We start from the raw sequence: 18,463 nt of genomic DNA, 5'->3' as shown, positions 1-18,463 counted from the left end.
GGTAAGCCGGTTCGCGGACAGCGGCTGTCCTCATTCCGGGGGCATTGCCGACGTGACAGGGCCCACCTGGGACGATGGTGGCAAAAGCGCTGATACCTGGAGGTCTTGGGTGGCCACTCCCACCGGTCCGGTACTCGTCATGGACTTCGGGGCGCAGTACGCGCAGCTGATCGCCCGTCGCGTGCGCGAGGCGCAGATTTTCTCCGAGGTCGTGCCGTCCAGCTCGACCGCCGAGGAGCTGCTGGCCAAGAACCCGTCCGCGATCATCCTGTCCGGCGGCCCGTCGAGCGTGTACGCCGAAGGCGCCCCGGCGATGGACCCGAAGCTGGTCGAGGCCGGCGTGCCGATCCTCGGCATCTGCTACGGCCACCAGCTGCTCGCTCGAGCGCTCGGCGGCGTCGTCGAGCCGACCGGCGTGCGCGAGTTCGGCCGCACCGACGTGCGGATCGTTGGCGAAGGCGGCGTCCTGCACACCGGGCTGCCCGGCCACCAGACGGCGTGGATGAGCCACAACGACAGCGTCACCAAAGCCCCCGAGGGCTCGGTCGTCACGGCCAGCTCCGACGGGGCCGAGGTCGCCGGCTTCGAGGACGTCGAGCGGCGCTTCGCGGGCGTGCAGTACCACCCGGAGGTGGCACACTCGCCGCACGGCCAGGAGGTGCTGCGCCGGTTCCTGTACGAGATCGCCGGCGTGAAGCCCGGCTGGACCACTTCGTCCATTGTGGACGAGCAGGTGGCGCGGATCGCTTCCCAGATCGGCGACGGGCGGGCGATCTGCGCGCTGTCCGGCGGCGTCGACTCCGCGGTCGCGGCCGCGCTCGTGCAGCGCGCCATCGGCGACCGGCTGACCTGCGTGTTCGTCGACCACGGCCTGCTGCGTGCGGGCGAGCGCACCCAGGTGGAGCGCGATTTCGTGGCCGCCACGGGCGTCAACCTGGTCACCGTGGACGCGCGCGAGCGGTTCCTGAACGCGCTGGCCGGCGTCACCGACCCGGAGCAGAAGCGCAAGATCATCGGCCGCGAGTTCATCCGCGTGTTCGAGCAGGCCGAACGCGACCTCAAGGCGCAGGGCGACTACCGGTTCCTCGTGCAGGGCACGCTGTACCCGGACGTGGTCGAATCCGGCGGCGGCGAGGGCACCGCGAACATCAAGAGCCACCACAACGTCGGCGGCCTGCCTGACGACCTGCAGTTCGAACTGGTCGAACCGCTGCGGCTGCTGTTCAAGGACGAGGTCCGCCGCGTCGGTCTCGAACTGGGGCTGCCGGAGACGATCGTGCAGCGGCAGCCGTTCCCGGGGCCGGGTCTCGGCATCCGGATCATCGGCGAGGTGACCGCGGACCGGCTGGAAACCCTGCGCGAGGCCGACGCGATCGCCCGCGAGGAACTCACCGCGGCCGGGCTGGACCAGCAGATCTGGCAGTGTCCGGTGGTGCTGCTCGCGGACGTCCGCAGCGTCGGTGTCCAAGGCGACGGCCGCACCTACGGTCACCCGATCGTGCTGCGCCCGGTGTCGTCGGAGGACGCGATGACCGCCGACTGGACGCGGCTGCCGTACGAGGTGCTGGAGCGGATCTCGACCCGGATCACGAACGAGGTGTCCGAGGTCAACCGCGTGGTGCTGGACGTGACGAGCAAGCCGCCGGGCACCATCGAGTGGGAATGACGTGAAAACGGGGCCTGGACTTCCAGGCCCCGTTTTTCGTTGTCTTACGGCGTCTTACGGCCGTCGCTTGCGGAACGACGCGCCGAGCATCAGGATCCCGCAGAACACCGCGCCGCCCGCGATGATCCAGCGGAAGTCGAAGGTGGGCAGCCAGCTGGAGCCGTCGGTGAGGACGTAACCGGAGACCAGCAGCGTCGCGACCCCGACGATCAGCGTGATCCAGTCGACCCCGCGGCGGCGAGCCGGGGCCTCGGGCTCGTCGTAGGAGTACGGGTTCTCAGCCACGGCGCACCTCCACCTGGCCCACGCCGTTGGTGACGTGGAGCGTGATCTTCTGTCCGCCGACGTTGTCGTCGCCGTTGTCGGTCCCGGTGATGGCCGGCTGGCCGACCCCGTTGGACGTGCGGTTGAGGCAGTCGACCTCGCCGGCGCTGTTCTCGCAGGTGAAGGTGACGTCCGCGGTGCGCGGCACGATGACCTCGGTGCTCCCGGCGCCGTTGGAGATCGTCGTGGTGATCGGCTCGCTCGCGGCCAGCTGGGTCAGGTCGATCTTCATGTTGCCCGCTGTGTGCCGGTATACCGGCTGCAGTTCGGCCACCGTACGCGGGGTCGCGGACAGGTCGCCGACGCCGCCGCGCACGTCGATGTTGTCGAACGCGCTGGTCGTGAGCACCATCCCGGCGACCGACAGCGGAATCGCGAGCCCGATCAGGCCGCGCGCGCCGCGAGCGAACGCCCCGGCCACGAGCCCGACGCCCAGCACGGCGAGCGTCATGCCGATGATGTGCCGCAGGGAGAACCAGTCGAACCCGTTCAGCGCGAGCGCGACGCCGACGCCGGCCACGATCACCGCGACCCCGAACGTGGCGGGCCCGATCTTGGAGTGCCGCCGCGGCGGCTTGGGCGCGGAGTCGTTGTAGTCGCCGCTCGGAGGCGGCGGCGGGACCGATGCCGCCGGGTCGGGCAGATCCCAGCCCGCCGGATCGGCGGCCAGCGGATCCCAGCCCGGCGCCGCCGCCGCGGGAGTCGGGGTGTCGCTGTTCATCGTGAAAGCTCCGGTTCCGGAAGCGACCCCGTCCGCCGCGAACGCGACGACCGGCGCCGGTCGGTTGTCCTGCCCGCGGGTGCGATGCAGGAGATAAAGGCACGTGGCGAGCAACGCGAACCCGATCAGGCCGCCCCCGTCGAACCAGCCGCCCCCGAAAGTCCACCCGACGACCGGAATCACCGCGATGGTCAGCACGGCCGCGAAGGCTTTCGTCATGGTCGACCGGCCGCGCCCGAGCATCGCCTCGAAGCCGGAGACCTCGTCGCCCTCGGCGGGGAAGAACAGCCACCCGAGCAGGTAAAGCACCAGCCCGAACCCCCCGAAAACGGTCGCCGCCGCCAACGCGACCCGAATCACCACGGGATCGATCCCGTAGCGATCCCCCAGCCCAGCCGCGACCCCCGCAACCTTCCGACCCGAGAGCGGCCGCCGAGGCCTGCTGGCCCAGAAGTCCTTGACGGTCTCCTCGAACCCGTTCAGCGGGTTCGTACGGGGAGGCCGCACGTCGTTCGCACCACTCATGCCGTACAGCATGGTCGACGTCCGGGGGCGGCACATCGGGGAAGGTCCCTGAGGTTGTCCCCGAGATGTGTCCCTGGGGAGAAGCGGGTCCAGCTTGACCGCCAAGCCTTCAGCGGTCGGTGCCAGTGCCTACGGTGACATCGATGATCGCGCGAGGACGAGTCGCGACTGCCAGCGTGAGCATGCATGATCCGCTTGAACCGGAGCCACAACGCCAGCGTCCAGGCCATCTCCTGGTTTCTGGGGCGCAATAACGTTGTGGGGATTTATGCTGGAAACTGCATTCGACCTGGCAGGAGTCGCCGCGCCATTGACAGAATTGCTGCAGGCTGCGGTGTCAGCCAGGGCTAGTGCTACGCCGAATGCCCGGCTGCGCGTCGATTCGCGGTCACGTGCTTCCTGCTTCTAGCTTTTAGGGAGAAGTGGATCCAACTTGTCGGCCAGGTCTTCGGCGCTCTTGCACGCCGCGTCGGTGTCGGTTCCTCCGGTGACGTCGACGATTGCTCGCGAATTGGGCTCAACGGCCAGCTTCAGCATGCACTGACCACTCGAACCCAGAGGCTCCCGTTCTTCGAGCACGGGGCGGCTGCCGTTGATCTTTCCGGTACGAGTTCTGCTGGGATTGACGACGTTGTCTGTGTAGCGCTGGCCGTCTTGAAGGGTGAGGCCGACCACGGTGGCGTCCGGGCCGCCCCCAGGCTTCTGCGCGGCGCAGGAGCGTTTTGAATCAGCGACAGAAGGCCTTGCCTTGGCGTATCCCCATCCGGTGAGGAGCTGGTCGAGTAGTGCGCACTGGTTCCTTGCGGAGAAGGGATTTCCGGACGAGGACGGGCGCGCGGATGGAATGGAGGGAACCGTTTGTCGTGGTGCTGCGACGCCGTCGACTGAGCTGTCGCACGCAGTCAGGGCAATCGCGGCCGCGCCGAGCAGGGCCAAGAGGCGTGGTCGCGTCTCTGCCATTGGATTCTCCGCTCAGTTCTTCGGGAGCAGAGGTTCCAGCTTGCTGGCCAGGTCTTCGGCAGTCCGGCACGAGGCAGCTGTATCCGTGCCGCCGGTGACGTCGAGGACCGCACGCGAATTGGGCTCGACCGCAAAAAACATCGAGCACTGGCCGCTGGATCCCAACGGCTCGGGGTCCTCCACGAACGGCCGCCCGTTGAGCTTTCCGCTGCGAGCTTTGCTGGGGTTTCGAATATTGTCCGAGTAGCGCTGACCTTCTTGCAGGAGGAGCCCGATGGCGGTGAAATTAGTTTCTTTCCCGCCTTGCGAGCCGCAAGACCTCTGTGCTTGCGCCTCTGTCGGGGTCGCTTTCGGAAATCCCTTCCCGCTGAGAATTTGATCCAGGAGGGCGCATTGGTTCCTCGAGGCAAAGGGGTTTGCCGGTGAAGAGGTGGGCGCGGACGAAGGCGCTGGCGTGCTAGGTAGTGCGTCACCGTTGACGGAGCTGTCGCACGCGGTCAGTGTTGTCGCCGCGACACCGAGAGCGACAAAGGAAACCAAGATACGCAATTTTTTCACTTACCATCAATTTTCTTGTTGAGCTCCGCGAAGGATACGGAGTGCGCATGCTCTGTTTCTTGGTAGTTTTTGCGCGCGATGGCGAGGGCTTGTTGCGCCGCGTCGACGGCATCTCGCATCAGTACAAGGTTTGGCAGCATCGCGTCGCCTCCTACGCTCGCCACTTGCACGTTAAAATTCGCGACAGCCACCCCGTAGTCGAAATTCCCCATGCCTGCGGGGAGGGACAATACGCCTAATTCGCGGATCATTCTGTTGTATCCGTGCATGAAGAAATCGCAGGCCTTCATGTATGCGTTGAAACCCGCTTCATTGACCGCGAACGAACCGTTCTGCGCCAACGTCTTCAGCGTGTTTCCTGCGTTCTTCATTTTCTGCGCGGCGTCGTGGCTTCCGGGCCCGTCAGTGAACCCAGCCAGAAAGTCGTTGCCTGCGGTGCCGGCGGCGGGAGCACTTCCGGCCGCCGGGGCCGCATCCCATTCGTATCCTGACATCGGCTGCTCCTGTGTCTGCGCGCGAGGGTGCGAAGGCTATGAGGAACGTGGCGAAGGATCCTTCGAGGGGATCAACCGCCGAGAACCGGAGGTGTGATCTTCTCCCCGTCCGGTCCTCGTTCCGGCTTCACCTCGAAGACCTCGTCCGGATCGACCTGTGTCGGGATCTTGTTCTTGTGTTCCTTGTCCTCTTCCTTCTTCTTCCCGGCACCGGAGCCCGCAGCCCCAGCCCCAGCACCCGCCCCAGCAGCACCAGGCTTACCGCCCTTACCAGCGTTCGCCGCCGCAGTCGCGCCCCGTTCCAGCCGTTCCGCCGCGCCCTTCCCGGCGCTTTCACCCGGCTTCCCGGAACCACCCGAACCAGTCCCGCCGGTCACCCGGCCGCCGGCGCCGCCTCGGCCGGAGCCGCCCGAGCGGCTGCGGGGCGTCTCTTCGCTGGGGGTTCCGGTCCCGCCGCCGCCGAGTGCCAGGCCGTCGGGGGACAGGCGGCCGAGTGGGCCGGGGGTGGTCCGGGGAGGGTTTCCGCCGGTCAGGCCAGTGTTGCTGAGCGGTCCGGTACCGGTGTTGACGCCCGGCCCGGGGGCATAAGGCACTCCGGGCGGGGAGACCGCGGGGTTTCCGACGGAAGGCGGGCCGAACGTGTTGACAGCGGGCCCGCCGAGTGGCGGATTCGAGAAACCGCCACCAGGAACACCCGGGCCGGCCGGACCGCCAGGACCGACATAAGGCCCGCTGGAAGCCCCGCCAGGCACGGTCACCGGCGCGGCGCTGCTGGCGTGCGTGCTGTCGTTGTTCATCTGCGGCGGCGGCGAGTAAACCGGCTGCGTGGTCGACGTCTCGTGATACGTCGAGTCCAGTCCGTGCATTACCTGGACCGCCTGCTGGTGCGCCGCGTCGGCCTGTTGCTGTTTGGCCGCGATGTCGTTCAGCGCGATCACGCCCTGCAACGGGTTGCCGTTCTGGAACTGCTCGGTCGCCTTGGCCATTTCGGCCTTTTGGTTGAACCCGGTCGGCTCCGGCATGTTCTTGTGCGCGTAATCGGCCGCCGCGGACTGCTGGGAGTAGCGGTTCGACACCAGCTGCATCGCGTTGCCGGTTTTTTCCGTGTGGTCCGCCGTGCTCTGGAAGAACGAATGCGCTTGCGCCGCGGCCGTGCCCTGCCATTCGGCGCCGGCGGTGTTGGCCGCGTCGCGGAACTGGTTGGACACGTCGGCGAGCCAGTTGCCGTAGGTGTTCGTCACGCGGCTGCGGTCGTTGATGCTCTCGAAGTTCAAGCCCTCGTTGACCATTTTGTGCAGGTCTTCGTGGCTGTACGACGCGTAATTCGCGTCCGGCGCTGGCGCGTCGCTCCGGGTTTGCTGGCCCTGGAGCAGCTGCTGGCCCTGCTGGACCGAGTACTGCGAGGCGTCCTGCTCCGTCGCGCTGCGCGTCTCCGGCGAATCCTCGCCGACGGAGAAAATCTGGTGCACGTTCTGCGTCCGGGCGTAGTAATCGCCTGCGGACTCGACGTGCTCCGCGCGATGTTGCTCGGTCATCCGGCCTCCCCGCCCCGTGTACGCACTGTGATCGCTCGCCCCCTGCATCGTACCGAGTCCCGGACGGCGGCAGGGAGGTTCGCGGAATTTCCTCGCCGGCGGCCGTCTGGGGGAATGGATCAGGGCCTTCCCCGATGTCCGGGCCGCTCCCGCGTGTGACGATGGGACTCGTGCAGGACTTTCTCGACATCAGTGCCCCAGGGCGGGTTTCCCCGGTTTCCGAGGAGCCCTCGGCACTCCTGTCCTCCCCGGCGATGGAGGTCGCCGAACCCGAAGCGCGGCCCAAGATGTACCGGCGGCGCTCCGGGCGGGCCGTCGCGGGCGTAGCGAGCGGCCTCGCCGACCACCTCGGGGTTCCGGTCGTCTGGGTGCGCGTCGTGTTCGCGCTGCTGGCCGCGCTCAACGGGGCCGGCCTGCTCGCCTACGGCCTGCTCTGGGTGTTCGTGCCGCAGAGCGCCGAGGAAAGCGAAACCGCGCCCAGGGCCCGCGACCGGCAGCAGGCGTACGGGCTGATCGCGCTCGGCATCGGGCTCGCGATCGCCAGCAGCACGCTCACCGGGGCCATCCGCGGCTGGGTCGCGGTGCCGCTCGCGCTCGCCGCGCTCGGTGCGGCGGTCGTCTGGCGGGAGGCGGACGAATCGCAGCGGCGGCGCTGGCGCGTCGGGGCCCGCGACGGCCTGGTCGGCGAGGGCGGCCGGCTCGCGGCGTTCGTCCGGATCCTCGCCGGGGTCGCGCTGGTGGCCACCGGCATCGGCTTCGTCGTGTTCGCCAGCGGCGACTTCGACCAGGTCAAATTCGCCCTGATCGCGGTGCTCGCGACCCTGATCGGCGTCGCGGTGCTCACCGTTCCGTTCTGGCTGCGGCTGGTCCGCGACCTCGGCGAGGAACGCCAGGCCCGCATCCGCACCGACGAACGCGCCGAAATCGCCGCGCACCTGCACGACTCCGTCCTGCAGACCCTCGCGCTGATCCAGCGCCAGGCCGACCAGCCCGCCGAGGTCGCCCGTCTCGCCCGCGGCCAGGAACGCGAGCTGCGCGGCTGGCTGTACGGCCCCGGCGGCTACGGCAAGCCCAGCGACAAACGGACCAAAGAAGAGGAAGAAGGCACCCGCCAGCAGCTGTCCGAGGCGCTCGCCGCGGCGTGCGGCGAGGTCGAGGACCAGTTCGCGATCTCGGTCGGCCAGGTCGTGGTCGGCGACGCCGAGCTGAACCCGCCGCTCACCGCGCTGGTGCAGGCGGCCCGCGAGGCGATCGTCAACGCGGCCAAGCACGCCGGCGTCGCCGAGGTCAGCGTGTTCGCCGAGGTCGAGCCCACCGAGGTCACCGTGTTCGTGCGCGACCGCGGCAAGGGCTTCGACCCGGACGTCGTGCCCGCCGACCGGCACGGCCTCGCCGACTCGATCCGCGGCCGGATGGAACGCCACGGCGGCACCTGCAAGCTGCGCACCGCGCCGGGCGAAGGCACCGAAGTCCAGCTCGCCATGCCGGTGAAGGCGGGCAAAGGGGTGGCGTGACCTCGCTATGCTCGGGGGCAGGCGAAGCGAGGGAGTGGGCAGTCGTGACGGATAGCCAGCGGGAACCGGTCAAGGTCTTCCTCGTGGACGACCACGCGTTGTTCCGCGCGGGAGTGCGCACGGAACTCGATTCGATCACCGACGAGGTGCAGGTGGTCGGCGAGGCCGGGTCGGTCGCCGAAGCGGTCGCCGGCATCGCGCGCACCCGGCCGCAGGTCGTGCTGCTCGACGTCCACATGCCCGACGGCGGGGGAGCCGAGGTGCTCCGCCGCGTCCGCCCGGAGCTGCCGGACGTCGTCTTCCTCGCGCTGTCGGTGTCCGACGCCGCCGAGGACGTCATCGCCGTCATCCGCGCCGGTGCGCGCGGGTACGTCACCAAGACGATCTCGTCGCAGGAACTCGTCCGCGCGGTGGTCCGGGTGGCCGACGGCGACGCGGTGTTTTCCCCGCGCCTGGCCGGTTTCGTCCTCGACGCCTTCGCCGACCGTCCCGGTTCCGCGCCGATCAACGACCCCGAACTGGACCTGCTCACCCCGCGCGAACGCGACGTCCTGCGCCTGCTCGCCCGCGGTTACGCGTACAAGGAAATCGCGTCCGAGCTGTTCATCTCGGTGAAGACGGTCGAGACGCACGTGTCGAGCGTCCTGCGCAAGACCCAGCTGTCGAACCGCTACGAGCTGTCCCGCTGGGCCTCGGACCGCCGCCTCGTCTAGGCCGGAGTCAGTTCCTCTTCCGGAGTCACCTCGGCCTTGCGCTGCAACCGGGTCAGCGCGACGCCGAGCAGCACCACGACCATGCCCGCGATCACGCGCAGGTTCAGCTGCTCGTGCAAGAACACCGCGCCCAGCAACACCGACACCACCGGCAGCAGATAGCCGACCACCGACGCGGCCACCGCGCCTTCGCTCGCCAGCAGCTGGTAGTTGAGGGCGAACGCGATCCCGGTCGAACCGAGACCGAGGATCACCACCGCGATCAGCGCGCCCGGGCTCAGGTGCACCGGCGTCAACCCGCCGAACGGCATGGCCAGCACCAGAAAACCGGTCGCCAGCAGCATTTGCCCGGCCGCGATCGCGTACGGCGAGGAGCCGGTGTTCGACAGGTACCGGCCTTCGTAGACGAACGCGAATCCGTAGCTCGCCGCGGCGGCGAGGCAGGCCAGCGCGCCCCAGCTGAGCAGTCCGGACGCCTGCCACGGCGCGAAAATCAGCAGGATCCCGCCGAGCCCGATCACCAGTCCGGCGATCCGCGTCGCGTTCATCCGGTTCGACACCCCGAGGAACGGGGCCACCACGAGCACCCAGAGCGGGGTGGTGGAGTTCAGCACCCCGGTGATGCCGGAGTCCACAGTGGTCTCGCCGACCGCGAAAAGCAGGAACGGCAAGGCATTGTGAAAGAACGCCGCGACGAGCAGGTGTCCCCAGGTGCTCCGTCGCGCCGGCAGGCTCCGCCGCCCGATCAGGCACAGTGCCAGCAGCACCGCCGCGCCCAGCACGAGCCGCGCGAGCACCAGCTGCACCGGGGAAAGCGCTTCCAGCCCGAGCTTGATCCAGAAAAAACTCGATCCCCACATCAACGCGAGCGCCGCGATCCTCAGCAGCGTCTTCGTCTCGCCCACCCCAGGTTCCTCCTTCGCCTCGGTAGCCAGCTTCGCCGCGCCGAGGCGTAAGAACAAGCGAAAATAACTGCAGGGACAATTAAGCAAACCTGTAGGATCAGGACCATGCTCGATGTACGGCGCATGCAGGTGCTGCGCGCGGTGATCACGAGCGGTTCGATCACTGCCGCGGCGAGGAATCTCGGCTACACGCCCTCGGCGATCAGCCAGCAGCTGGCGGTGCTCGAACGCGAAGCGGGCACGCCGTTGCTGGAACGCGTCGGACGCGGAGTCCAGCCGACCCCGGCGGGAACGCTGCTGTCCGAACACGCCGAGACGCTCAGCGCGGAGCTGGCTCGCGCCGAAGCCGCGCTCACCGAGTTGAAGGAAGGCCGTACCGGCAAGCTCGCCATCCGCTACTTCGCCACCGCGGGCGCGACGATGGTGCCGTACGCCGTGGCCGCGCTTCGCCGCGAACATCCGGGCGTGTGGCTCGACCTCAAGCTCATCGACCCGGGCGATCCGCTCACCGAGGTCGAAGAAGGCCGCGCTGACCTGGCGATCATCGTGTATCCGCGGCCGTCGGAGCCGGGGCAGGGCATCGAACTGGTGCCGCTGCTGGACGATCCGTACCGCGCGGTGCTGCCGCGCGCGCACCGGCTGGCCCGCAAACGCGTCCTCGACCTGGCTGATCTCGCCGACGAACCGTGGGTCGGCGTCGATCCGATCCCCGGCGCTTGCCGGGCGATCCTGCAAGGGGCCTGCGCGTCCGCCGGGTTCCATCCGAACGTCGTGGTCGAGTCCGAGGACTATCCGTCGGCGCAAGGGTTCATCGCCGCCGGACTCGGCGTGGGGCTGGTTCCGGAGCTGGGGCTGGGCACGCCGCATCCGGGCGTGGTGGTGCGCCGGGTCCGCAATCCGCAGCCGAGCAGGCACATTCACGCCGCGGTGGCCGCGCGCGTCGTGGGCAGCCCGGCTGTGCGGACGTTCCTCGAAGCCATGCAAGAGGCGATCGAGAACGTCGCCTGACGCCGGCTCAGACGAACAGCAGCTGCGAAACGCCGATCCCGATCAGAATCGCGCACAGAATCGCCGCGACGGTGAGGATGATCCGGCGCCGTGCGGCGGCCTTTTCCCGGACAGCCTGCGCGGCCGCGGCCTGCTGCGCCGGAGTGGGCGTGTAGCGGGCGGTCGGCTGCTGCATCGCCTGCTGCCGCATCGGCTGCGGGGGTGCGGGGGCCTGCGGCACCTGCTGGACCGGAAGCTGCATCAGCGGAGCGGGTTGCGGTGGCTGTTGCGGCTGTTGCGGAGGCAGGATGTGCTGCGTGGCGTCCGGCTGGATCTGCTGCGTGGGCTCCGGAACGTTGGGCGGCTGCGCGGGCAGCGGCCGGGACGCCGGAAGGGTCGGCAGCGCGGGCGCGGTCGGCGGGATGAACGCGGTCTGCTCGCGCCCGACGGTGATCGCCTTCAGCGCGTGCACGGTGTCGTCCATGGTCGGCCGGGCCGCCGGGTCGGCGCGCAGCATCTTCTGCAACGCGCCAGCGAGCGGCCCCGCGTTCTCCGGCGGCCGTTCCGGGGACTGGCCGTCGTCGCCGAACGGCGGCACGCCCTCGACCGCCGTGTAGAGCGTCGCGCCCAGGGAGAAGACGTCTGCAGCTGCAGACGGAGGCGCGCCGCGCGCGACCTCGGGCGCCACGTAGGCGGCGTGCGGACCACCGCCGGTGATGCCGATGTCGGTGAGCTTGACGCTGCCGTCGTCAGCGAGCAGCACCGTGTTCGGTTCGAGCGTGCGGTGGACGATGCCCGCCGAGTGAATCGACGCCATCGCGTCGCCCAGCTGGATGCCGAGGAACGCGGCCTGCTCCGGGGTGAGCCTGCCGTGTTCGGCGAGGAACACCGACATCCCGCGCGACGGGATGTACTCCATCACCAGCCACACGTCCGGGCCGTCGGGCAGCACGTCGTACACCGTGATCGCGCACGGATGATCGATCCGGGCCGCGGCCTTGCCCTCTTCCATCGCCATCGCGCGGGCCTGCTCGGCACGCTCCGGCGGCAGGCCGACGGGCAGGTACATGCGTTTGACGGCGACGGTCCGGAACAGCCGCGTGTCGAACGCGAGCCACACGATGCCCGCACGGCCGCGCCCGATCGGCTGGTCGAGCCGGTACCGCTCCCCGACGATGCTGCCTTCTGAACTCAATGCTGTCCCTGGATCGCTTAGCTGGTCGCGCTAGCTGTCGGCGTCACCGGATGCGAACTCTCCGGCGGCTTCGGCTTGGTCTCCGACTGCTTGGTCTGAGACACCCGCGTCTGCGACGGCTGGTCCTGCGTCGGAGTCTCCTCCGCACTGGTAGACCGCCGCGAGTGCCGCGTCGACTGGGTCTCGCGGGTCGCGCTTTCCCGGAAAGACGTAGGCGGGGACGTAGTGGTTGCTTCCGAAGGCGGCTGTGTGACGGACGTCGGCGCGACCGCGGACGACGACGCGGGCGGGGCGGGCTGCGAAGCGTCGGGCGGATTGCCCGGGGTCAGCAGCCACACGCCGAGCGCGACCAGGCCGACGACCACGATGCCGCCGATGATCGCGGGCTTCTTCCACGCGCCGGGCTTCTCGTCCTCGTCGTCCTCGGGCGCGGTCTGCACGCGGGTCCGCGGCGCGGACTCCTCGTCGTACGGATCGTCCTCGTAGTGCTCCGGGACCGGGACCGCGCGCGTGGCGGCGAGGCCGTTGCGGCTCGGGTCGCCGTACAGCGGCGGCTCCTGGTGGTAGCCGTCCTGCTGGTAGCCGTGGTCGTCGTAGTCGTTCTCCGGGTAACCGGAGGCCGGCGGGTACGGGGCCTCGTCGTAGTACTGCTGCGCGCTCGGGTCGTACTGCTGGGTGACGCCCGGTTCGTCGAGCAGCGTGCCGGAGTGGCTGGCCTGCTCGTCGTCGGGATGCAGCAGACCCGCGGCGGCCGCGCCGCCCGCCGCACCGAGCGCGGCCGCGCCGAGGGTGCCCGAGGACGAGGCCATCACCGTGTCGTCGGCCGGGCCGCCGAGCGGGGTCTCGCCGCGCGCGACCGCGGCCAGCAGCTCCTCGCATTCGTCGGCGGTGGGCCGGTGCTGGGTCTCCGGGTGCAGCAACACCGCGAGCACGCTCGCCAGGGGACCGGACTGCCGCGGCGGGTTGATCTGCCCCGCGGCGACCGCGTGCAGCAGGCTCAGCGTGTTCTCGGACAGGCCGAACGGCGGCTGTCCCTCGCAAGCGGCGTACAGCGTGGAGCCGAGCGAGAAGACGTCCGACTCGGGCCCGGGGTCGCCGCCGATCGCGACCTCAGGGGCCAGGTACGCGGGGGTGCCGGCGATCATCCCGGTCTTGGTGACCGTGACGTCGTCCTTGGCCCGGGAGATGCCGAAGTCGGTGATCTTCACCGTGCCGTTGCCGGCGAGCAGGATGTTGCCCGGCTTGATGTCGCGGTGCACGATGCCGACCGCGTGCGCCTCGCGCAGGGCGGCGGCGATCTGCGCGCCGATCCGCGCCACCTCCAGCGGCGGCAGGGTGCCCTTTTCCTGCAGCACCTGCGCCAGGCTGGTGGAAGCCAGGTATTCCATGATCAGGCAGGGCTGGCCGTTGTCGTCGGTGACGACGTCGAACACGGTGATCGCGTTCGGGTGGTGCAGCCGCGCGGCGATCCGGCCCTCGCGCATGGTGCGCTGCCGGGCGTCCTCCGCCTCGTGGTTCTCCAGCCCGGGCTGCAGAAGCAGCTGCTTGATGGCGACCGTACGGCCCAGCACCTCGTCGTGGGCGCGCCAGACAGCCCCCATCGCGCCGGAACCGATTTTCCCGACGATCCGGTACCGGCCGGCGACCAGACGACCCTCGTCGCTCACGCGACCTCCCTTTGGGGCTCCGACTTCCCGGGGCGGGACTGTTCTACCCCAAAGGGGTGAGTTCGAACCCGCCGCAGCACCGGAGCGTAGGCACCTGCTGTGGACCGTGTGCCGGTTTTGCCGAGACCGACCCGTGACAAGGCTAGGCGCTCACTCTGCGCACACGCACGCGGCACACGTCGGGCAGCTGGACATAACCACGTTCGCGCAGGTCAGGAGTAGACCGCGGACAGGACGCGGGCCTGGGAGATCACATCCTGCTCGACGACGTCGAACAATTGGGTCACCCGCAACAGGGTTCCGTCGGCCTGGTGGACGAGCGCCACGGCGAAGACGGAACCGTCGTCCTGGACGTGCGCTTCCTGGACGTCGATCGAGTCGGCCCCGCTCCACGCGCGGACCAGATCGCCCGTTTCGCCGCGCGCGACGCTCGGGGCGAGCAGCGAAAGCGCGTTCTCCGGGTGGTGGTCGATCGAGGCGTAGAACTTGCGCACCGCTTCGAGCTTCACCGGATCCGGCGCGGCTGCCGACGAGGTGGCGGACTTCTTGTGCGATTCCGCCGAGGACGGCGCGCTCGACGAGGAAGCCGAGGTGCCGGAAGTGGTTTCCGGCGTCGTGGTGCCCGAATTCAACGGCGTCGTGGCCGCGGAATCGGTGTGCTTGGACGGCGTCGTGCTTTCGCTCTGTCCCGACGTCGTGCCGCCGGACGAGTGGACCTTGCGCTGCTGCGGCACGGCCTGGCCGCCGAGCGCTGCCGCACCGCTGAACCCGGCGGGCATCGCGGCTCCGCCGGCGACCGGCACGGTGGGCCGCGGGCCTCCGCTGAGCAGGGAGGCCGTGACGACGGCACCGGCGACCAGCGCGCCCGCTCCGACGAGCCCGGCCAGCTTCGCGCGGCGGGCGAGCTTGCTTTCGGGCTCTTCGACGGGCACCTCGTCGCGGGCGACCGGACGGCGGGCGCGCGGCGGCAGGTACTTCTGCGGTTCGCGGACCACCTGCTCGAGGTATTCGCGGTCGGCTTCGGCCACGTTCTCGAGCAGTTCCGGCGGGATCACGTCCTCGACGCGCACGGCGTCGGGTTCTCGCCGGGTTCGCTGCCGTTCAAGCACGAAAGTCCTCGCTCTGGGGGTTCGGGGCAGGACCCGGCGCGGTGGCGGGGTCCTCGGGGCGGTCCGGGCGATTCGTGGTCGGATCCGGTCCTCGTAGTCGCCAGGTAACCCTGTGCCGACAGGCGTCCGCCAGACTCCGTCGCCGGAATGCCGCCGTCGTACGACGAACGGCAGCTTATGTCACCCAACCGGACGAGGGAACAACCGCTCACCGCACCGCACGTGCATCGGCATTTGCAGACAGTGTGCTGGTCAGCGACCGTCGCCGGTGATCTTCCCGTTGTCGTCGAAGGTGAGGGTGCGCTGCTCGGTGCTCTTGCTGCCGTCCTTGTGCGTGACCTCGACGGTGTTCACCGTGGTGCCGTGCTGCGGGTCGATGGTGACCTTCTTGACCTCGAAGTACGCGACGTCGGCGTACCGCTTGCGCAGCCCCTGCGGGCCCTCCTGCTTGAGCTCGCCGGACGTGACCGACGAGGCCTCCGACGGGTCGGTGGTGACCGTGTTGAAGAACTTCTCCGAGTTGTTCCCCATCGTGTTCGCGTCGTTGGTGGTGAAGTACGTCGGCTCTTTCGTTTCCCGCTGGGCGGGAGTGACCGGCGGCTTCTCCGGCGGTTCGCTCGACGAGGGCGAGTCCGTGGTCGTCGGCGCGGACGTCCAGCCGCCGGTGCTGGTCCCGGGGCCGGCCGAGGTGGTCACGTCGGCCGAACTGCTGCTCGCGGAGCTGTTCGGACCGGTGCCCTGCTGCGGGTGCGTGCCGTTGTCCGAGGTGACGCCGTCGGGGCTGGTGCTGGAGTTGTCGCGCGGGACGGTGCCGCCGATCCCGCCGTGCTGTCCGTTCGGAAGCAGCGCGCTGAGGTTCGGGTTGCCGCCGTTCTGCCTGCCGGGCCAACCGCCGCCGCCGATCGCGTCGGTCGTCGTGGCGGTGGGTCCGCCGACCAGGAACGTCCCGGCGAACAGCAGCCCGACGACCACCGCGCCGGACGCGCCGGTGGCGAACCACGCGGCCTTGCGCCAGGTCTTCGGCGGGGTGACGGACGCGGGCACCGAGCCGAGGTCGAACGTGCCGAGGCCGTCCAGCAGCGGCGCGGAGTACACGCGCACCTCGTCGTCCTGCTGCTCGTGGTCTTCCCTCGGCGAGACGGCCGGTTCGCCGAGGGTGACGCGCTGGCGGCGCGGCGGCTCTTCGGCGACCGGATTCAGCTCGACGCGTTCGCGGGGGCTTTCCGGCCGGTTGGCCAGCGCGGCGGAGGTGGTGGCGACGCGTTCCTGCCGGGTGCGCCGGGCCGTCGGCTGCGGGAGCGCGCTGTGCGGCGGGGCGAAGGCGCGGTGCTCCTCGGGAATCCGGTCCTGCGGGGGAGCGAAGGCGGCCTGGGACTCGGCCCGGCGGCTGGGGGAGGCGGCCTGGGACTCGGCCCGGCGGCTGGGAGATTCGGAATGCCGGGCGGCGGGACGGCCCGGGGGTTGCGCGGTGCGGCTCTGGGGTACGGCGGTCTGGCCGGGGGAAACGGGTTCGGCCAGCCGCTCCGGGGCGGAGGCGCGGCGGCCCCTCGGTTCGATCGTCGCCCGGCGGCGCTGCGGCTGCGGCAGCGGGGGATCGCTGATCGGCAACGTGCCGCTCGCGGTGGGGAACACCGGCTGGTTCGGAGCCGGGCGGTTCCCGTCGTCGGGCACCCGGTTCGCACGCGGAGCCGGTGCGCCGCGCTGCTGCGGATTCTCGCTGCCCCGCGGCGCCGGAGCAGTGGTGACGGCTGGCGCGGCCCCGGTGCGGTGCCGGTGATGCCCGGCGGTGCGCGGCGGCACCACCGGCGTCCAGGTGCCGTCGGCGCGGACGCGGTGCCGTCCGGGAACGGTGACCTCGGCGTCCGGCATCGCGCCGGGACGGCCGGCGTGCCGCGGACCGCCCATCGTGTTTCCCGTCATGCCGGTCCGACCCCTCCGCGAGAGGGGCGTGACGGCGCCGGGGGGCTCGTCAACCCGAACGGAGCAGGGGCGAGGAGAACGGCGCTTGCGTCCACACTTGCGAACTCCCGAGCAAATGCACGCGCACGCGGAGAACGGCGCGCGGAGCCGCAGCTCCCGCGCGTCCTCCGGGCATAGCCCGGCGCAGACGCCAGGATCCTCACGGACTTCACAGTAGGAAACCGGCAGGCGAATGTCTTCACCCATCCTGCAACTTGCACCGGTTTCACTCGACCGGGCGCGCCCGAACGGGCGGCACGTCACGCAGCGCAGCGTGTCGCCCGGTGTTTGCCCAGTTCGGGGGCTCGTCAGCCGCCGCTGCGGTACTTCGCCTGCGTCGACTGAAGGGCCTTCATCGACGTCGCGCCGCTACCGACCGCGATGACGATGGCCAGCACGTCCAGCACGACGTTGCCGGAAGTGAGCAACCAGGCGAACAGCGAGGCCGCGGTGGCGCCGCCGGCCAGTGCCCAGCGGCTGCGCACGTACTGCGCCACCGGAGCCCCGCCCGCCCGCTTGCCCGCCGCGTTGTTCAGCAGCGCCAGGTAGCCGACGTGGCCGAGGGACGCCAGCACGCTCGCGATCGCGATGATGACGGCGATGAGGTTAATCATGTGTCCAGTCTGCCCGTTTTCCCTGCCGTGCGAATCGGGGATGCCCCGGATACCGCGTCAGCGGCCGAGCCTGCCGCGGCCGAGGTTCAGCAGCAGCAGTGCCAGCTGACGGCCCTCCGGGCCCAGTTCGCGGTAGCGCGCCAGCACGTCCATCTCGCGGTTGTAGACGATTTTCGTGCCGCCCGCGGCCATCCGGGCCGCGCCGATGGTCTTCGACACCTCGACCCGGCGCTTCACGAGCCGGAGGATTTCGGAGTCGAGCCAGTCGATCTCCTCGCGAAGCGACGAGATGTCCTCGCCTGCCGGGGTGTGCTCGGCGGGCTGTCCGTCGGCGTTCTGCGTCTGCGCGTTCATCGGGACCTCTCTGAAGTCCGGACTTCCCTTGGCCCAGGGATGGCGAAAGCCCCGGGTCCAGTGGACTCCGGGGCTGCGGGTGATGGCGGGTGGGGCACTACGCGATCACGGGAGCCGGAGTCCGGGTCCCGTGAAAAAATCGCTCGCTGCTGTGCCGCACGGATTCAGTATGGCACAGGCGCGCCCGGCCGCTGCCGCGCCGTCCGCGCCCGCGCGTGCAGCACCAGGCTGATGAACAGCCAGAACAGCGGCATCGCCGGCCAGAAGAACAGCGCGCCGCCGATCGCCCAGCGCACGATGAGCAAGGTCGCGAGCACGGCGGCGATGCCGAGGTGGACGCGCAGCGCCGGATGTTCGCGCAGCGCGGCCCGGGTCAATGGCCAGCCGCCGCCGCGCGGACGGACCGGTGCCGGCCGGGGGAGGTCGGCGGTGAGTTCGCCGAGTTCGTCGGTGTAGCGGGCGGCGTAGACCGTGCGCAGCCGCTCCTCTACTTCTTCGAGCGTGAGCCGTCCGTCGGAACCGGCGGACTGGATGGTCTCGGCGACGCGTTCGCGGTCGCTGTCGGAAGCCCTCAACCGGGCGGGAATCTTGTCGTCCATGCCATTCGATGCTCCGCGCCGCGGCTTCGGCGCGCGTCGGGCGCGAGGCGACACTGCGGCGTAC

The 18,463-nt window shown here is 69.9% G+C and carries 18 protein-coding genes; 4 read left to right on the top strand and 14 right to left on the bottom strand.

What is annotated here, in order from left to right; genetic code table 11:
• Positions 1-109 precede the first annotated feature (109 nt).
• Positions 110-1,666 (top strand): glutamine-hydrolyzing GMP synthase, encoded by a 1,557-nt coding sequence (gene guaA, locus F9C11_RS02975; protein ID WP_409183421.1) that lies wholly within the window; start codon positions 110-112, stop codon positions 1,664-1,666.
• 54 nt (positions 1,667-1,720) lie between these two features.
• Here guaA and F9C11_RS02970 read toward each other — a convergent pair whose 3' ends face one another.
• The 6 genes from F9C11_RS02970 to F9C11_RS02945 form a co-directional block, all read right to left on the bottom strand.
• Positions 1,721-1,951, bottom strand: a complete 231-nt coding sequence (locus F9C11_RS02970; protein WP_037368646.1) for a hypothetical protein — start codon at positions 1,949-1,951, stop codon at positions 1,721-1,723.
• Entirely contained in the window at positions 1,944-3,236 is a 1,293-nt protein-coding gene (locus F9C11_RS02965; protein WP_409183420.1) for a PspC domain-containing protein, read from the bottom strand. Before F9C11_RS02965 ends, F9C11_RS02970 begins: the two co-directional genes overlap by 8 nt.
• A 405-nt stretch (positions 3,237-3,641) precedes the next feature.
• Positions 3,642-4,196, bottom strand: a complete 555-nt coding sequence (locus F9C11_RS02960) for a hypothetical protein (RefSeq protein WP_409183419.1) — start codon at positions 4,194-4,196, stop codon at positions 3,642-3,644.
• A gap of 12 nt (positions 4,197-4,208) precedes the next feature.
• Complete coding sequence (locus F9C11_RS02955) at positions 4,209-4,754, bottom strand: hypothetical protein (RefSeq protein ID WP_409183418.1); 546 nt, start codon at positions 4,752-4,754, stop codon at positions 4,209-4,211.
• On the bottom strand, positions 4,751-5,248 hold the full coding sequence (locus F9C11_RS02950) for a hypothetical protein (RefSeq protein WP_409183417.1): 498 nt from the start codon (positions 5,246-5,248) through the stop codon (positions 4,751-4,753). Before F9C11_RS02950 ends, F9C11_RS02955 begins: the two co-directional genes overlap by 4 nt.
• A 71-nt stretch (positions 5,249-5,319) precedes the next feature.
• Positions 5,320-6,783 (bottom strand): hypothetical protein, encoded by a 1,464-nt coding sequence (locus F9C11_RS02945; RefSeq protein WP_409183416.1) that lies wholly within the window; start codon positions 6,781-6,783, stop codon positions 5,320-5,322.
• Positions 6,784-6,938: 155 nt separating this feature from the next.
• On the opposite strand from F9C11_RS02945, the gene F9C11_RS02940 reads away from it, so the two are divergent.
• The gene (locus tag F9C11_RS02940; protein WP_409183415.1) at positions 6,939-8,297 is read left to right on the top strand and encodes a PspC domain-containing protein; all 1,359 of its coding nucleotides are present in this window, start codon (positions 6,939-6,941) and stop codon (positions 8,295-8,297) included.
• A gap of 44 nt (positions 8,298-8,341) precedes the next feature.
• Entirely contained in the window at positions 8,342-9,010 is a 669-nt protein-coding gene (locus F9C11_RS02935) for a response regulator (protein WP_409183414.1), read from the top strand.
• Here F9C11_RS02935 and F9C11_RS02930 read toward each other — a convergent pair.
• Positions 9,007-9,915, bottom strand: coding sequence for a DMT family transporter (locus F9C11_RS02930; RefSeq protein ID WP_409183413.1), 909 nt, complete (start codon positions 9,913-9,915; stop codon positions 9,007-9,009). The genes F9C11_RS02935 and F9C11_RS02930 overlap by 4 nt on opposite strands.
• Positions 9,916-10,020: 105 nt before the next feature.
• Here F9C11_RS02930 and F9C11_RS02925 point away from each other — a divergent pair, with 105 nt between their 5' ends.
• Positions 10,021-10,923 carry a LysR family transcriptional regulator gene (locus tag F9C11_RS02925; protein WP_409183412.1) on the top strand — a complete coding sequence of 301 codons (903 nt, stop codon included), beginning with the start codon at positions 10,021-10,023 and terminating at the stop codon, positions 10,921-10,923.
• Between the two features lie 7 nt (positions 10,924-10,930).
• On the opposite strand, the gene F9C11_RS02920 is transcribed toward F9C11_RS02925, so the two are convergent.
• The 7 genes from F9C11_RS02920 to F9C11_RS02890 all read right to left on the bottom strand — a co-directional run bounded on the left by F9C11_RS02920 (position 10,931) and on the right by F9C11_RS02890 (position 18,399).
• Positions 10,931-12,097 (bottom strand): serine/threonine-protein kinase, encoded by a 1,167-nt coding sequence (locus tag F9C11_RS02920; protein WP_409183411.1) that lies wholly within the window; start codon positions 12,095-12,097, stop codon positions 10,931-10,933.
• A 17-nt stretch (positions 12,098-12,114) separates the two neighbouring features.
• Positions 12,115-13,764, bottom strand: a complete 1,650-nt coding sequence (locus F9C11_RS02915) for a protein kinase domain-containing protein (RefSeq protein WP_409183410.1) — start codon at positions 13,762-13,764, stop codon at positions 12,115-12,117.
• A gap of 212 nt (positions 13,765-13,976) precedes the next feature.
• On the bottom strand, positions 13,977-14,873 hold the full coding sequence (locus tag F9C11_RS02910; RefSeq protein ID WP_409183409.1) for a hypothetical protein: 897 nt from the start codon (positions 14,871-14,873) through the stop codon (positions 13,977-13,979).
• A 252-nt stretch (positions 14,874-15,125) separates the two neighbouring features.
• Positions 15,126-16,793: a hypothetical protein gene (locus tag F9C11_RS02905; protein WP_409183408.1), complete on the bottom strand. Its 1,668-nt coding sequence runs from the start codon at positions 16,791-16,793 to the stop codon at positions 15,126-15,128.
• 347 nt (positions 16,794-17,140) lie between these two features.
• Positions 17,141-17,446 (bottom strand): hypothetical protein, encoded by a 306-nt coding sequence (locus F9C11_RS02900; RefSeq protein WP_409183407.1) that lies wholly within the window; start codon positions 17,444-17,446, stop codon positions 17,141-17,143.
• A 57-nt stretch (positions 17,447-17,503) separates the two neighbouring features.
• Complete coding sequence (locus tag F9C11_RS02895) at positions 17,504-17,800, bottom strand: chorismate mutase (protein ID WP_409183406.1); 297 nt, start codon at positions 17,798-17,800, stop codon at positions 17,504-17,506.
• A gap of 164 nt (positions 17,801-17,964) precedes the next feature.
• On the bottom strand, positions 17,965-18,399 hold the full coding sequence (locus F9C11_RS02890) for a DUF1707 domain-containing protein (RefSeq protein WP_409183405.1): 435 nt from the start codon (positions 18,397-18,399) through the stop codon (positions 17,965-17,967).
• Positions 18,400-18,463 lie beyond the last annotated feature (64 nt).

The sequence above is a fragment of the Amycolatopsis sp. VS8301801F10 genome, from assembly GCF_046195355.1.
Taxonomy (GTDB): Bacteria; Actinomycetota; Actinomycetes; order Mycobacteriales; family Pseudonocardiaceae; genus Amycolatopsis.
Note: the sequence above shows the minus strand (reverse complement) of the source record. Positions and strands in the feature narration are given on the sequence as shown.